The organism is Porphyrobacter sp. AAP60 (assembly GCF_001296025.1).
In the GTDB taxonomy this organism is placed as follows: domain Bacteria; phylum Pseudomonadota; class Alphaproteobacteria; order Sphingomonadales; family Sphingomonadaceae; genus Erythrobacter.
Map to the genome: position 1 here is coordinate 1 of NZ_LJHV01000012.1, position 14,060 is coordinate 14,060.

General features: G+C 64.1%; 12 protein-coding genes. 2 read left to right on the plus strand and 10 right to left on the minus strand.

Annotated elements, in window-relative coordinates; genetic code table 11:
- Positions 1-12 precede the first annotated feature (12 nt).
- From IP79_RS11370 to IP79_RS11385, 4 genes are read right to left on the minus strand one after another with little or no spacing between them, the layout of a single operon-like run.
- Positions 13-612 carry an ABC-type transport auxiliary lipoprotein family protein gene (locus IP79_RS11370; RefSeq protein WP_054119434.1) on the minus strand — a complete coding sequence of 200 codons (600 nt, stop codon included), beginning with the start codon at positions 610-612 and terminating at the stop codon, positions 13-15.
- A gap of 12 nt (positions 613-624) precedes the next feature.
- A complete protein-coding gene (locus IP79_RS11375) occupies positions 625-1,575 on the minus strand; it encodes an MlaD family protein (protein WP_054119435.1) in 951 nt (316 codons plus the stop codon).
- 50 nt (positions 1,576-1,625) lie between these two features.
- A complete protein-coding gene (locus IP79_RS11380; RefSeq protein ID WP_054119436.1) occupies positions 1,626-2,432 on the minus strand; it encodes an ABC transporter ATP-binding protein in 807 nt (268 codons plus the stop codon).
- 3 nt (positions 2,433-2,435) lie between these two features.
- Positions 2,436-3,560 (minus strand): ABC transporter permease, encoded by a 1,125-nt coding sequence (locus IP79_RS11385; RefSeq protein WP_054119437.1) that lies wholly within the window; start codon positions 3,558-3,560, stop codon positions 2,436-2,438.
- A 110-nt stretch (positions 3,561-3,670) separates the two neighbouring features.
- Between IP79_RS11385 and IP79_RS11390 the strand changes: the two genes are divergently transcribed.
- Positions 3,671-6,481 carry a valine--tRNA ligase gene (locus tag IP79_RS11390; RefSeq protein ID WP_054119438.1) on the plus strand — a complete coding sequence of 937 codons (2,811 nt, stop codon included), beginning with the start codon at positions 3,671-3,673 and terminating at the stop codon, positions 6,479-6,481.
- A gap of 1 nt (position 6,482) precedes the next feature.
- Complete coding sequence (locus IP79_RS11395; RefSeq protein ID WP_054119439.1) at positions 6,483-7,217, plus strand: 7-carboxy-7-deazaguanine synthase QueE; 735 nt, start codon at positions 6,483-6,485, stop codon at positions 7,215-7,217.
- 112 nt (positions 7,218-7,329) lie between these two features.
- Here IP79_RS11395 and IP79_RS11400 read toward each other — a convergent pair whose 3' ends face one another.
- From IP79_RS11400 to IP79_RS11425, 6 genes are all read right to left on the minus strand, one after another.
- Complete coding sequence (locus IP79_RS11400) at positions 7,330-9,024, minus strand: ATP-binding protein (RefSeq protein ID WP_054119440.1); 1,695 nt, start codon at positions 9,022-9,024, stop codon at positions 7,330-7,332.
- Positions 9,025-9,112: 88 nt separating this feature from the next.
- Positions 9,113-9,877 carry a TIGR02186 family protein gene (locus IP79_RS11405; RefSeq protein ID WP_054119441.1) on the minus strand — a complete coding sequence of 255 codons (765 nt, stop codon included), beginning with the start codon at positions 9,875-9,877 and terminating at the stop codon, positions 9,113-9,115.
- 10 nt (positions 9,878-9,887) lie between these two features.
- Positions 9,888-10,805: a sulfite exporter TauE/SafE family protein gene (locus IP79_RS11410; protein ID WP_054119442.1), complete on the minus strand. Its 918-nt coding sequence runs from the start codon at positions 10,803-10,805 to the stop codon at positions 9,888-9,890.
- Between the two features lie 120 nt (positions 10,806-10,925).
- Positions 10,926-12,074: a hypothetical protein gene (locus IP79_RS11415; RefSeq protein WP_054119443.1), complete on the minus strand. Its 1,149-nt coding sequence runs from the start codon at positions 12,072-12,074 to the stop codon at positions 10,926-10,928.
- The gene (locus IP79_RS11420; protein ID WP_054119444.1) at positions 12,071-13,492 is read right to left on the minus strand and encodes a glycosyl transferase family protein; all 1,422 of its coding nucleotides are present in this window, start codon (positions 13,490-13,492) and stop codon (positions 12,071-12,073) included. Before IP79_RS11420 ends, IP79_RS11415 begins: the two co-directional genes overlap by 4 nt.
- 121 nt (positions 13,493-13,613) lie before the next feature.
- Positions 13,614-14,051, minus strand: a complete 438-nt coding sequence (locus tag IP79_RS11425) for a VOC family protein (protein ID WP_054119445.1) — start codon at positions 14,049-14,051, stop codon at positions 13,614-13,616.
- Positions 14,052-14,060: the final 9 nt, after the last annotated feature.

A 14,060-nucleotide genomic window follows, 5' to 3' on the forward strand; every position in this document is an offset into this window, starting at 1 on the left:
GCTTGCGCGGGGTTAACCCCCCGCGACCCAATCCGCCACTTCGCCCGCCACGGTATTGGCTGCGCGGTTGAGCGCATCGCCCACCGCGCGCGGTTCTGCCACCACGCCGGTTTCGCGCGCTTCGAAACGGCGGGTGGTCACCCTGCCCGCATCATCGATCCGCACCGCATCGAACCGCACGATCGCCGCCGATTCCGGGGCGATATAGCCCATATCCAGCAGCGTGCCCTGCAACGTTACCGTTGCCAGAGTCACGGTTTCGTCGCCATCAACCACCATCGCCTGCCCACGCGCGCGGATGGTTTCGCCCAGCAGCTGCCGGAACAGCCGCGCTGGCTTTTCCACCCAGAACGCTTCCTGGAGATAGGCCAGTTCAGTGTCGCTGACAGCCACCGGCACGCGCAGCACATCCAGTTTGGCAGGCGTATCGAGCATCTGCACCGCGATCACCGGCTGGTTGGCTCCGGCAGAGGCCCCCGCCCCCGCAGGCGCGCGCGCATCAGGGCTGAGCGTCAGCAGGCTTTCGGGCGGCTTGCCGCCGAGACTGATGCAGCCCGTCAGCACCAGTGACAGCGGCAGGGCAAACAGGATCGACCGGTTCAGAATGTTCATGCGATCAGTCCCTTAATTTGGCTTGTAATCGGGCAGCGACGTGCCGCCGACCAGAGCGCCCGCGCCTTCGCTTTCGAGCTTTTCGGTGATCGAACGCAGCGCCCGGCTGGTAGCGCGCAGATCCTGCAAGGTGGCCTCGGCATTGGGCAGCGTGGTGGTGCGCAATTGCCGCGCTGCAGGACGGGTATCTTCCAGCGTGGCCGCCAGCGAAGACAGCGCGGAATTGGCCGATTTCAGTGTTTCGCGCAGTTCCTTGGCCAGCGGCTCGCCTTCCTTGGTGAGCACATTGTCGGTGGTCAGTGCCAGCTTTTCGAAAGCATCCAGTGTCTGGTTGAATTCCGTCATGGTGGTGCGGAATTCCTTGAGATTGGCGGTCAGTTCAGGCGCAGCATCGGCCAACCCGCCGGTCAGGCGGTTGGTGTTGCGCAGAATGCCGGCGATCTCGCCCTGATTTTCGGGGCCGAGAATGGTGTTGAGCTGTTCGGTCAGCGTTGCCAGCCGTTCCAGCAGCAACGGCGCGTTGGCAACGATTTCGCCAAAGCCGCCGCGCCCCGGCGGTATCACCGGGCGCCCTTCGGGGCAGGCGGTGGTTTCGCAGGTGATCGCGGGCGCATCCTTGCGCGCGCCGTCCAGCAGGATGGTGGAAACGCCGGTAAAGCTGGCCTGAATGGTCGCCTGCGTGCCGACGAGGATCGGCACATCGCTTTTCACCTTGATCCGCACCCGCACGAATTCCGGGTTGCCATCGGCCAGCGCGATTTCGGTCACCTGCCCCACCGGCACCCCGGCAAAGCTGACCTGGCTGCCATTGGCAAGACCCGATACGGACTGGCCGTAGAAGATGTCGAATTCATCCTGCCGGCCTTCGCCCAGCCGGGCGATCCACACGATAAATGCCGCCAGCGCAGCCAGCAACACCAGCGTTACCGCACCGACCCACAGATGATTGGCTCTGGTTTCCATGTGCGTTCCCTATGCCGCCTGCCGGGCGTGCGTGTCCAACATTCTATTGATCATTCTGCTGCCCTCAGATGCGATGCCTGGGCGGCGCGCCCGCGCGGGCCGTTGAAATATTCCTCGATCCACGGATGCCCGGTATCGATCAGTTCGGGGATCGTGCCGACCGCGATGATCTTCTTCTCGGCGATCACCGCCACCCGGTCGCATATTTCGTACAGCGTATCGAGATCGTGGGTGATCAGGAACACGGTAAGGCCCAGCGTTTCCTTCAATTCGCGCGTCAGCCGGTCGAACTTCGCCGCGCCGATGGGATCGAGCCCGGCGGTGGGTTCATCCAGAAACAGCAATTCAGGGTCCAGCGCCAATGCGCGGGCAAGACCGGCACGTTTCTTCATCCCGCCCGACAGTTCGGAAGGGTATTTGGCCACCGCACTATCAGGCAGGCCGCTCAGGATCACCTTGTAGCGCGCAATTTCGCGCCGCAGCGTGGGATCGAGATCGGGATAGAATTTCCGCAGCGGCACTTCGACATTTTCGCCCACGGTCAGTGTCGAAAACAATGCCCCGCCCTGAAACATCACGCCCCAGCGACTGCGCACGCCGAATTGGGTATCCGGATCGGCATCGGTCAGGGTCTTGCCCAGCACATCGATCTTTCCAGCCGCGGGCTGCTGAAGCCCGATGATCGAGCGCATCAGCACCGATTTTCCGCTGCCCGATCCGCCGACAACACCCAAAATCTCGCCGCGGTTGACCGTCAGATCCAGCCCCTCATGCACCGCGAAATCGCCAAAGCGGTTGACCAGCCCTTCCACCACAATCGGCCGCGCTTCATCATCCCGGTGGTTATTGACCCGCATCGCTCAACCCCATCCGATTTCGGTGAAGAACACAGCGAAGAAGGCATCGAGCACGATCACCGCAAAGATCGCCGAAACCACCGCCATCGTCGTGCGGCGGCCGACTTCTTCGGAATTGTCGCGCACCTGCAGACCGTGATAGCAGCCCGCCAGCCCCACGATCAGGCCGAACACCGGCGCCTTGATCAATCCGACCCACAGATCGTGTTGCGGCACCACATCGTGGATGCGATCGAGGAATGTCCAGAACGGGATGCCCAGCGTAAGATCGCCCACCACCGCGCCGCCGACAATCGCCACGATCGAGGCATAGAAGCCCAGCAGCAGCATCATGAAGGTGGCCGCCATGATGCGCGGGATCACCAGCACCTCGATCGGGGAGATGCCGATGGTGCGCATCGCATCGATTTCCTCGGTCAGCTTCATTGTGCCGAGCTGCGCGGCAAAGGCGCTGCCGGATCGGCCCGCCACCATGATCGCAGTCATCAGCACGCCCAGTTCGCGCAGGGTGATGCGCCCGACAAGGTTCACTGTCAGAGCCTCGGCACCGAACTGTTCCAGCTGCACCGATCCCTGTTGGGCAATCACGATCCCGATGAGAAAGCTCATCAACCCGATGATCGGCAGGGCCGAAACGCCCACCAGTTCCATCTGGTGCACCAGCGCCTTGACCGGAAAGCGGGTGGGGTGGCGCAGCAGGCTGGCCGCGCCGAGAATGATCTGGCCGAAAAACCCGACCACACCATAAATGCCGGAGCGCGCGCCGTAGATTTTCTCGCCGATCGCAATCGGCACCCGTTCCCATGCGGGTGGGCGCGGGGGGCGGATATCGCCGCCGCCGTCAATCCCGCGCACGGAATCGAGCAGCCGGTCTGCCGCATCATTGGCGCCGCTGATGTCGGAATTGTGTTCGCGCGCCAGGCGGCACACCACCCACGCGCCGACCGTGTCGATATCGTCAACCTCGGCAAGGTCGATGACCCGGATCGGCCCGTCCAGCCGCCGCAGTTCCTTCTCGACCGGGGCAATCCCGGCGAGCGTCAATTGCCCGGACAGCACCAGACGGTTGCCGTTCGCCGCCGCGTCACCGTCAGCATTTTCCAACCTGAATTGCACGGCATCCTGCATAGGGAACCGGCTATGGGCAGATTTTTGGCAGCGGGCAAGGCCCTCGCGGCAGTCTGCGCGCTTGTCCATCATTGCATCGCAACATAGGTTGCGGCATGGCGCGAGGCATTATGACCGACACATCCGCCGCCGCTCTGGCCACCACTTTCGACCCCTCCGAAATCGAAGCGCGCTGGTATGCGCACTGGGAGGCCAATGGCCTGTTCCGGCCGGAACGGCCCGACGCGGAAGCCTTCACCATCGTCAACCCGCCGCCGAACGTGACGGGCAGCCTGCATATCGGCCACGCGCTCGATAACACCTTGCAGGACGTGGTGGTCCGTTATGAACGCCTGCGCGGCAAGGATGCGCTGTGGGTGGTCGGCACCGATCACGCCGGGATCGCCACACAGATGGTGGTGGAACGCCAGCTTGAGGCGCAGCAGGACAAGCGCACCAATTATTCGCGCGAGGATTTCGTCGCCAAGGTGTGGGATTGGAAAGCCGAATCCGGCGGCACCATCACCAACCAGCTGCGCCGTCTGGGCTGCTCGATGGACTGGAGCCGCGAACAGTTCACCATGGACCCGCACTTTACCAAGGCGGTGATCAAGACCTTCGTCGACCTGTACAACGACGGGTTGATCTATCGTGACAAGCGGCTGGTGAACTGGGACCCGAAGCTGAAGACCGCGATTTCCGATCTCGAGGTGGAAACGCAGACGATTGCGGGCAGTTTCTGGCACCTGCGCTACCCGTTGGCGGACGGCGCGACCCTGCCCGATGGCCGCGACTATCTCGAGGTCGCCACCACCCGCCCCGAAACGATGCTGGCCGATATGGCCGTGGCGGTGAACCCGGCGGACGAACGCTATGCCAGCGTCATCGGCAAGCACGTGATCCTGCCGCTGACCGGCCGCCGCATTCCGGTGATCGCGGACGAACACGCCGATCCCGAACTGGGTTCTGGCTGCGTGAAGATCACGCCGGGGCACGATTTCAACGACTTCGAAGTGGGCAAACGCGCCGGCTTTGCTGCGGGCGAAATGCTCAACATGCTCGATGCCGAGGCGAACGTCTGCCAGACGGCGGACGGGCTGGTGCCGGAGGAATTCCTCGGCCTGCACCGCTTCAAGCGTGACGGGGAGGACGGCGCACGCGAGTTGGTGGTTGCGCGGATGAAGGAACAGGGCTTCCTCATCCCCCACATCACCAAGAACAAGGATGGCGAGGAAGTGGCGCACGACGCCGAACCCCGCCAGATCGCCACCCCCTTCGGCGACCGCGGCGGCGTGGTGATCGAACCGTGGCTGACCGACCAGTGGTATGTGAACGCAGCGGAACTGGCGAAGAAGCCGATTGAAGCCGTGCGTTCCGGCGAAATCGGGATCGTGCCCAAGACGTGGGAGAAGACCTTCTTCAACTGGATGGAGAACATCCAGCCGTGGTGCGTGTCGCGCCAATTGTGGTGGGGGCACCGGATCCCGGCTTGGTTTGCCGATGACGGTCGTTGCTTTGTAGCTGAAGATGAAGCCGCAGCGCAGGCGCTCGCCGGTGAGAGCGTTAAGCTGACGCAGGACGAAGACGTGCTCGACACGTGGTTCTCTTCCGCGCTTTGGCCCTTCGCCACGCTCGGTTGGCCGGACACCCAACCTCCGTTCGCCTCTAGCGAAGTCGAGAGGCCGGGCACAGGTGTCTCGACTACGCTCGACACGAACGGGAACCTGCTGAACAAACACTTCCCCAACAGCCTGCTCATCTCCGGCTTTGATATCCTGTTCTTCTGGGATGCGCGGATGATGATGATGGGATATTACAACATGGGGCAAAAGCCCTGGGATACGCTCTATCTCCACGGGCTTGTGCGTGCGGCTGACGGCGCGAAAATGTCGAAGTCCAAGGGCAATGTCGTCGATCCGCTCGGCCTGATCGACCAGTACGGCGCGGACGCGCTGCGCTTCTTCATGGCGGCAATGGAAAGCCAGGGCCGCGACATCAAGATGGATGAGAAGCGGGTCGAGGGATACCGCAACTTCGCCACCAAGCTGTGGAACGCGGCGCGCTTCTGCCAGTCCAATGGCATTGGTGCTTCAAGCACCATCAAGGCCCCGTCGGCGCGCCTCGCCGCCAATCAGTGGATCATCGGCGAAGTCCAGCAATGCGTTGCTGAGATCGAAAAAGCGATGGCCGATCTGCGCTTCGATGCGGCGGCCAACGCGATTTACCAGTTCACGTGGAGCAAATTCTGCGACTGGTATCTGGAACTGATCAAGCCGGTCTTCGCTGGCGATGCCGACAGCCCGCCCGCCGTCGAAACCCGCGCGGTTGCCGGTTGGGCGCTCGACCAGATTCTCGTGATGCTGCACCCCTTCATGCCCTTCATCACCGAAGAGCTGTGGCACAAGCTGGGTGAGCGACCCTACGAGCTGATCCTTGCCCAGTGGCCCGCGCCCGAAGCGGAAGTTTCCAAGGAAGCGACCGACGCCATCGACTGGGTGATCGAGCTGACCACCAACACCCGCAGCGCCAAGAATGAACTCGGCATTCCGCCGGGTGCCAAGCTGGCGGCTTACCTTGCTGCGCCCTCGGACGTGGCGACCCGCACCATCGAACGCAGCAGCGCCGCGATCGAACGCCTTGCGCGCCTGACCCCTGTCACCATCGGCGAAGCGCCCGCTGGCCCGGCGATGCAGGTGATCGCTGGCGGCGATGTATTCGTGATCCCGCTCGAAGGGATCATCGACATCGCGGCCGAAAAGACCCGGCTGGAAAAGGCGCTGGCGGCTTCGGAGAAGGAAGCCAAATCGCTGGGCGGTCGCCTGTCGAACCCCGCCTTTGCCGAAAAGGCGAAGCCCGAAGCGGTCGAAAAAGCCCGCGCCGATCTGGCGCACCATCAGGGTGAGGTAGAGCGGTTGACAGCGGCACTGGCGCGGCTGGGGTGAGGTGAACCTCACCCTCGCCACCGACGACACCGGCGGGCCGGAAATCTTTGCCAGCCTGCAGGGCGAAGGGCCGAGCCAGGGCGTGCCGGTTGCCTTCGTGCGGCTTTCGCGTTGCAACCTCGCCTGCGTGTGGTGCGACACGGCCTATACGTGGCATTTCGAGGGCGACAACCGGCCCCACCGCGACGGCACCACCTTTGAACGCCGCGCCAATCAGGTGACGCTCTCGCCTGCCGAAACCGCGACACGGATCGCGGCGCTGGGCCAGAACCGGCTCGTTATCACCGGGGGCGAGCCGCTGTTGCAGGCAGGCGCGCTGGCCGAGATGCTGGCGCATCTGCCCGATATGTCGGTCGAGATCGAAACCAATGGCACGGTCGCCCCGCCCGCGCGTCTGGATATCCGGGTGGATCAGTACAATGTCAGCCCCAAGCTGGCGCATTCGGGCAACCCGGCCGATCTGGCGCTGATCCCGGAACGGCTGGACGCATGGGCAACAGATCCGCGCGCGTTCCTCAAATTCGTGATCGCCGCGCCCGAAGATGTGGCGGAGGTGCTGGAACTCCAGCGCCGTTATCGCTTCCGGCCCGAGCGCGTTTTTCTGATGGCTGAAGGCACCAGCACAGCAGCCCAGCGCGAACGGCAGGCGTGGCTATCAGACCTGTGCCTGCAGCATGGTTTCCGCATGAGCGACCGGCTGCATATCCATCTGTATGGGGATACCAGAGGAACATAGTCGTTCGTCATTGCGAGGAGCGAAGCGACGCGGCAATCCATGGACCTTTGGCCCATGCCACACGCTTCGTTCATGGATTGCTTCGCCTTACGGCTCGCAATGACGAAGTTATTTAACCTTGCGATCTCCAGCGCATGATCACGCGGTCGACCAGTTCTTCCTCGCCGCCGTCCTGGTTCCACAATTCGGCAAAGCTCGGATCTTCCGAGGCCGGACGCTTGTGTTCTTCCAGCGCGTCGAAGGTCACGCGGATCGGGATTGCCACACCCTCGCCGCAGATGATGCATTCGCGGTTGCGCAGCGCCGGGATCGAATCGAGGAACCCGCGCGCGCCTTCGGGCATGGCGGCTTTCACGAAGGCCTGGTCGCGGTCGTTGTTCAAACGCATCGAGATGATCGTGCCGCACTGCGACAGCACGCCTTCGGCAAGATCGGACGGGCGCTGGGTGATCAGGCCGAGGCTGATGCCGTATTTGCGGCCTTCCTTGGCGATGCGCGACAGGATCTTGCCGACCGATGATCCATCGGCGTTCTTCTCGTTCGGCACGTAGCGGTGCGCTTCTTCGCATACCAGCAGCACCGGGCGGTTCTTTTCCTCGCGCCCCCAGATGGCAAAATCGAACACCAGGCGCGAAAGCACCGCCACCACGGTGGAGGTGATGTCCGATGGCACGCCCGACACGTCGATGATCGAGATCGGTTTGCCGTTGCCGGGCATGCGGAACACCTTGCCGATGAAGTCGGCCATGGTGTCGCCCACCAGCATGCCGGAGAACATGAACTGGTAACGCGGATCGGCCTTGATCTCGTCCAGCTTGCCCTTGATCCGCATAAACGGCGCAGACGAGGTCGCCTTGTCGAGCTTGCCCATTTCATCCTGCAGGATGTTGCCGAAATCGGACAGCAGATAGGGGATCGGCGAATCCACCGTGATCTTGCCCATCGTCTGCGCCAGCCGGTTCTTCGACCGCGCGCCCAGCAGGCACTTGGCGAGAATATCGGCATCGACCTGCCGTTCGTTGCCGCTGCTCGACAGCAGGACTTCGCAGTGCTCCTCGAAGTTCATCAGCCAATAGGGCATCTGCAGGTTGGAAACGTCGAGGATCTGCCCGGTGGTGCGGAAGGCCGCAGAATATTCGCCGTGCGGATCGATCATCACGATGTGACCCTTGGGCGCGGCTTCACAGATGCGGTGCAGGATCAGCGCGGCGCTGGTCGATTTGCCGGTGCCGGTCGATCCCAGCAGCGCAAAGTGCTTGCCCAGCATCGCATCGATATACAGGCCGGCGCGGATATCCTTGGTAGGGAAGACTTTGCCGATGGTGATGCTGGCGCGGCCATCGCTGGCGTAAATCTGTTCCAGATCGCGGGTGGTGGAAGGATAGATCATCGCACCGGGGACGGGATAGCGCGTCACCCCGCGCTTGAACCCGTGGATGCGGCCGGTCAGCTTTTCTTCGGCCCCTTCGCCAAGGAAGTCGATGTGGGCAATGATCCCGCCATCGGTGCGGCGATCCTTGCGCTGATCACGCACGTTGGCGAGCAGCCAGGCATCGCCGACGCGAATCTTGATCTGGCTGCCAACCTGCCCGGCCATTGCGACCGAGGGATCGGCATCAGCCATGCATTCGTTGATGCGCTGCAGATCCAGCGCGATTTGCGATCCGGAACCGGAAATCTCCAGCACCACACCGATCGGCAACCGCGCATTATCCTGGCCGCCCGCCACGGCTGCGGCGAATTCTTCCTCGCCTGCCGGATTGGGGCCGGTGAAGCGTTGGAAATCCTGCCTCGGTTGATCGGTCATTTGCGCCTTTCCCTGCGCCGGATTGCTTTGGCACACGGGATAGGGAGATTTAGGTTAAGATCGGGTCAACAGCGCTGATCACCGCTGCTCAGGGCCGCGCGAACAGCCTTCCGGCAAGCCAGCCCATGCCGAGCGAAAGCGCAATCGCGCCAAGGCCGTAAAGGAACGACCAGCGCTGCGCTGCGGTCACGACCTGTCCTTCAAGCCCGGCCTTCACCACCTCGATCCGTGCCGTGGCGCTGGCCAGCACCCGCCCGCGCGCGATGGCGAAGGTTTCCGCGGTATAGCGCCCGGTGGTCACAGTCGACGGCAGGTTGATGCGCGCCTGATACAGCACCTTTTCGCTGATCCGCACACCGCCGGGGTTTTCCTGATACAGCCCCTGCCGTTTGCGCAAGGCGACCAGCCCCTGGGCAAATCGCGCCTGTTCCTCCGGCTCGATCTGGCCTGACGGGCTGAGCTGGATGAAGTCGGTGCCGAGTTCGTAAATCGCGGCGGTGCGCTGATCGACGATCTCTTCGATCGGGCGCGAGGAGGCGACCGCGAAAAACGAAGGGGCGGATCGGAAATCGCTCGACCCGGCGTTGGCCCAGATACCGGCAAGCCGTTCCTTTTCGCGGATACGCACCGAATCGGCCGGGCCTTTCAGCACCACGACAATATCGTAATCTTCCGCACGGCCTGCCCCCGCCGGATCGATCACCGCGCCGTACAGCAGCAGCCGCGCTCCGGTGAAACCCTGCCGCACCTCGATCAGCGACTGGCTGACAGCAGGCACCAGCACCGGCTCGCGCTGGGCGGAGAGTGCGAGCCACACGCCAAGCAGCACGGCTACCCGTGCGGCACGGTTCATCGCAGCACCCTCACAGCGGCACCACGGTGTAGATTTCGTCGGGCTGCACGCCCAGGCCGTAAAGCATCCGCAGCGCAATCACCAAAACCAGCGCAGCCAGCGCAAGCCGCAGGTATTCGGGCTTGGCCTTCAGGGCGATCTGCGTCCCGAACTGCGCGCCCAGCACCGATCCCAGCAGCAGCAATGCCGCCAGCACCAGATCGACCGCCTTGGTCGTCAGCGCGTGGGTCATGGTTGTCACCATCGTCACGAACAGGATCTGGAACAGTGATGTGCCGACAACGACATTGCCGCTCATCCCCAGAATATACAGCATCGCGGGCACCAGCAGAAACCCGCCGCCCACGCCCATCAGCATGGTCAGGATGCCCACCAGCAGCCCCAGCAGCGCCGGAGCAATCGGCGAAATGTACAGCCCCGAGGCATAGAACCGCCAGCGATAAGGCAGGCTGGCCACCAGCGGGTGGTGGCGGCGTTTGCGCACGGGCGCCCCGCCCTTTTTAATCATTTCCGGCCGCAGCGCGCTCAACCCCTCGCGCATCATCAAGGTGCCGATCGATCCCAGCATCAGCACATAGAGGATCGAAATCACGACATCGATCTGGCCCAGCGATTGCAGCGCCCGGAACAAAAGCGCACCGATCAGCGCGCCGATCACCCCGCCGCCAACCATTACCGCGCCCATGCGGTAATCCACACCCTTGCGCCGCGAATGGGCGATCACGCCCGAAACGCTCGCGCCTGTCACCTGCGTTGCGGCAGAGGCGGCGGCCACTGTGGGGGGGATGCCGTAGAAAATCAGCAGCGGCGTGGTGAGAAACCCGCCGCCAACGCCGAACAGGCCGGAAAGAATGCCCGTCAGCCCGCCCAACAGCACGATGACGAGGCCGTTGACCGAAAGATTCGCGATGGGCAGATAAACGTCCATGCCGCTTTGCCTAGACCAGCGCAGCAGGGGATAAAAGCCGCCGCAGGCCTGTTCCTGTTTGCAAGCAGCAAGTGTGGCGCAGACAGCGCGCCTGCGCCTGGCTGAAACGGGCTGAAATTGTCAGAAACGGGTCGAAATTGTCGCAGCCAGCCCCGAATCCGGCCCGGCATCGCCCCCCACCCGTTCGCGCCAGTCGATCGAGAAGCGCGCAGGCACTTCGCCCACGGTCAGATCGATCCGCATGGTCGGGCCGATGTCGATCCGCTGCGCATCGCGCTGCGCCCCGCCCCATGCTGCCGCGCCCACGCTGAGCCGGGCGGTGTTATCGGTCAGCGCGGCCAACTGCCGCACCTCGCCGGTAAGGCTGGCCTGCCCGTCGGCAAAGCCGGTTGCGCCCGGCCCGCCAACCCAGCCTGCCTGCCCGTAAACCTCCAGCTGCGTGTCCAGCGGCAGGGGCAGAGGCGCAATCTCGGTCACGGCATAGGCCGATGGCCGCACCGCATCGGTAAAGGCACCATCGGTATAGCGCATCTCGCCCGCCAGCCGCACCGGCACCCGTGCCACGGGGCGGGCCGATGCGCCCAGCGCCAGCTCGCTTTCCCCGCGCCGCACCAGCGCCCTGTATGCCCGCGCATAGAGGCGCGGATCGCGCGGCGAATCCGGCGCGAGGCGATATTGCAGCACCGCACCCGCCTGGCTCGCGCCATAGATCGGCACCCGCCCCTGCGATATCGGCGCGGCATTGGAGCCCTGTCGCCAGAACGCCCAGGCATCCAGTGACCAGCGCCCCGCCGAGCGCGGAGCAGCGGTCGCGGCCGCGGGAAGGAAAGGCGCAGAAGCGCGGGGTGCGGGCCCGGATAGGTCCAAAATGTCCCGGCCTGCCAAATCGCCGCGCGCTGCCGGATCGCGCATAGCGGCATACCACAGCAGATGGTGGGCAGCGGCAAGCTGCGGTGCGGTTGGCGCAGCCAGCCCGGTACCAGCCTCGGCGCCTGCAAGGCCCGCTTCGTAAAGTCCCATCGTCATCGCAGGAACGGCCAACGGCCCTGCGGCACCGGGCGAGATGGCTGCCAAGGTTTCGGGCAAAGCATCGCTGGCTGACAGCGCAACCGGGGCAGCCGCCGCCAGTGTCTGGCCCAGCGCATCACCGATCACTGCAAAGGGATTTTCCCACCATACGGCGCGCGCGCCTGTCCACGCGGCCAACAGCAGCACCAGCATCAGCAATGGGCCGCCGCGTGACCGGGTGGCAGCGGCGGTGGCTCTCATGACAGGGCGGCTCCGGCAAATCCCAGTTGCGCAGGGTGTACATCGTGTTCGGTCTTGTCCCACGCCGCTGCGCGGCCGCCCAGCGAGCGGATGTAACTGAACACCGCGCGCCGTCCGGCGATGATCGCGATGACATTGGCGAGCGGAATGCGCAGCACCGCCAAGCCGCCTTCGGCCAAGCCGTATTCGCGGGCGGTGAAGGCAAACCGCATCACCACCCGCCACCCGAAGGCAACCGTATTGGCCACCAGCAGGCTTTTCAGCAGGGGGGTGAGCGGCACAGGCTGCGCCACGCCTGCGACAATGGCAATTCCCATCAATCCGGTCAGCACCACCAGCGCATAGCCTGTCAGCAGCACCAGCGCGGTGAGTGGGCCGCGCCGGTCGCGCGCGCGCATCCAGCGTTCGATCACTCCGCCCGACCAGCCCACCCGGTCCCAGCCCTGCAAGGCGATCCCCAGCACCCAACGGGTTTTCTGGCGCACGACAGTCTCGAACCGGTTCGGGAAAAAGGCACGGGTGGCGATCAGGCGGCCATCATCGCCGCGCACCCGCACGAACCGGCAGCGCCCGCCGCCGGCCGCAATCGCAAGGCCAAGTTCGTAATCTTCGGTGAGGGAATCGCTGGCGAAGGGCAGGCCATCGGCGCGCTGCGCTGCCAACCCTTCAAGCGCCCCGCGGGATGCGGCGCAGCCCACCCCTGCGCCCGGCAGGCTCGCCCCCAGCGCACTGCGCACCACCATCGCCTTGCCATGGGCTTCGGCGAATTCCTCGCAGTAATGGCTGCCGATCTGCCGCGCGAAACCGCCGCTGTGGCGCGGCGCCAGCGGCTCGACCGGCAATTGCACGAAATCGGCGCCGGCAGCGATGGTTTCATCCAGCAGGCCCAGCGCGCCTGCATCGACCATATCTTCGGCATCGTGAAACACCACGCTGGCAAAACGTGTACCCGCCCGCGCCTCGTCAGTCTTCATCGCGGCGTAAAGGCGGTTGAGGCAATCGGCCTTGGTGCTCGGCCCGTCGCGATCATGGATCACCAGCCGCAACCGCGGATCGCCGCAGGCTGCGGCAACCCCGGCGGCCAGCGTGGCAGGATCATTGCGATAGCAGCCGACATAAAGGCGCAGATCGGTCTGCGGCCAGCTATCGAGCAGGTGGCGGATGGTAGGGCCGATCACCGCCGCTTCACGCCAGGCGGGGATCAGCACCGCAGCAGCGCCATGCAGGTCGCGCCCGCGCAGGGCAGAACGCGGGCGCTGCGCCGTCATCGCCCGCCCGCGCATCCTGAGCCACAGCCACACTGCATCGACCGCGATATCGTCAAGCGCGCCGATCAGGAAGAACACCCCTGCGAACAACAGCAATTCGTGCTGCAGCAATGCCAGGCACTGCCACAAATCCAGCCCCCAGATAGACAAGGCGACCCCCTACCCCGGTGAAGTCGTCAAGGTATATTGCATTCGAACGACACGCAACTGCTGCCGTATTTTTAGTAGTTTAGGCCCGATTTACTTTCGCGGCCAGGGGATCAGACCGGATTTACCAGCTGCCGGTATTGGGCATGCTGGCCCAGGGTTCGGCGGGTTCCAGATGGCCTTCCTGCAACAATTCGACCGATATCCCGTCGGGCGATTTCACGAAGGCCATGTGCCCGTCACGCGGGGGGCGGTGGATGATGTGGCCCGCAGCGGCCAGCGCCGCGCAGGTATCGTAGATATTTTCCACCCGGTAGGCGAGGTGCCCGAAATTGCGACCGCCGCTGTAATCCTCGCCCGGGCTGCCATCTTGGGGTGGCCAGTTATAGGTGAGTTCGACTTCGGCCACGCCTGCCTGCCCCGGCGCGGCAAGGAAGATCAGCGTGAACCGCCCCGCCTCGACATCGAAACGGCGCACTTCTTCCAGCCCGATCAGCTTGAAGAAATCGACCGTAGCGACCGGATCGGTCACGCGGATCATGGTGTGGAGGTATTTCGTCATATCAAGTTC

Coding starts and splice junctions, on each gene's coding strand:
- IP79_RS11370 (WP_054119434.1), bottom strand. CDS start 612: ATGAACATTCTGAACCGGTCGATCCTGTTTGCCCTGCCGCTGTCACTG.
- IP79_RS11375 (WP_054119435.1), bottom strand. CDS start 1,575: ATGGAAACCAGAGCCAATCATCTGTGGGTCGGTGCGGTAACGCTGGTG.
- IP79_RS11380 (WP_054119436.1), bottom strand. CDS start 2,432: ATGCGGGTCAATAACCACCGGGATGATGAAGCGCGGCCGATTGTGGTG.
- IP79_RS11385 (WP_054119437.1), bottom strand. CDS start 3,560: ATGCAGGATGCCGTGCAATTCAGGTTGGAAAATGCTGACGGTGACGCG.
- IP79_RS11390 (WP_054119438.1), top strand. CDS start 3,671: ATGACCGACACATCCGCCGCCGCTCTGGCCACCACTTTCGACCCCTCC.
- IP79_RS11400 (WP_054119440.1), bottom strand. CDS start 9,024: ATGACCGATCAACCGAGGCAGGATTTCCAACGCTTCACCGGCCCCAAT.
- IP79_RS11405 (WP_054119441.1), bottom strand. CDS start 9,877: ATGAACCGTGCCGCACGGGTAGCCGTGCTGCTTGGCGTGTGGCTCGCA.
- IP79_RS11410 (WP_054119442.1), bottom strand. CDS start 10,805: ATGGACGTTTATCTGCCCATCGCGAATCTTTCGGTCAACGGCCTCGTC.
- IP79_RS11415 (WP_054119443.1), bottom strand. CDS start 12,074: ATGAGAGCCACCGCCGCTGCCACCCGGTCACGCGGCGGCCCATTGCTG.
- IP79_RS11425 (WP_054119445.1), bottom strand. CDS start 14,051: ATGACGAAATACCTCCACACCATGATCCGCGTGACCGATCCGGTCGCT.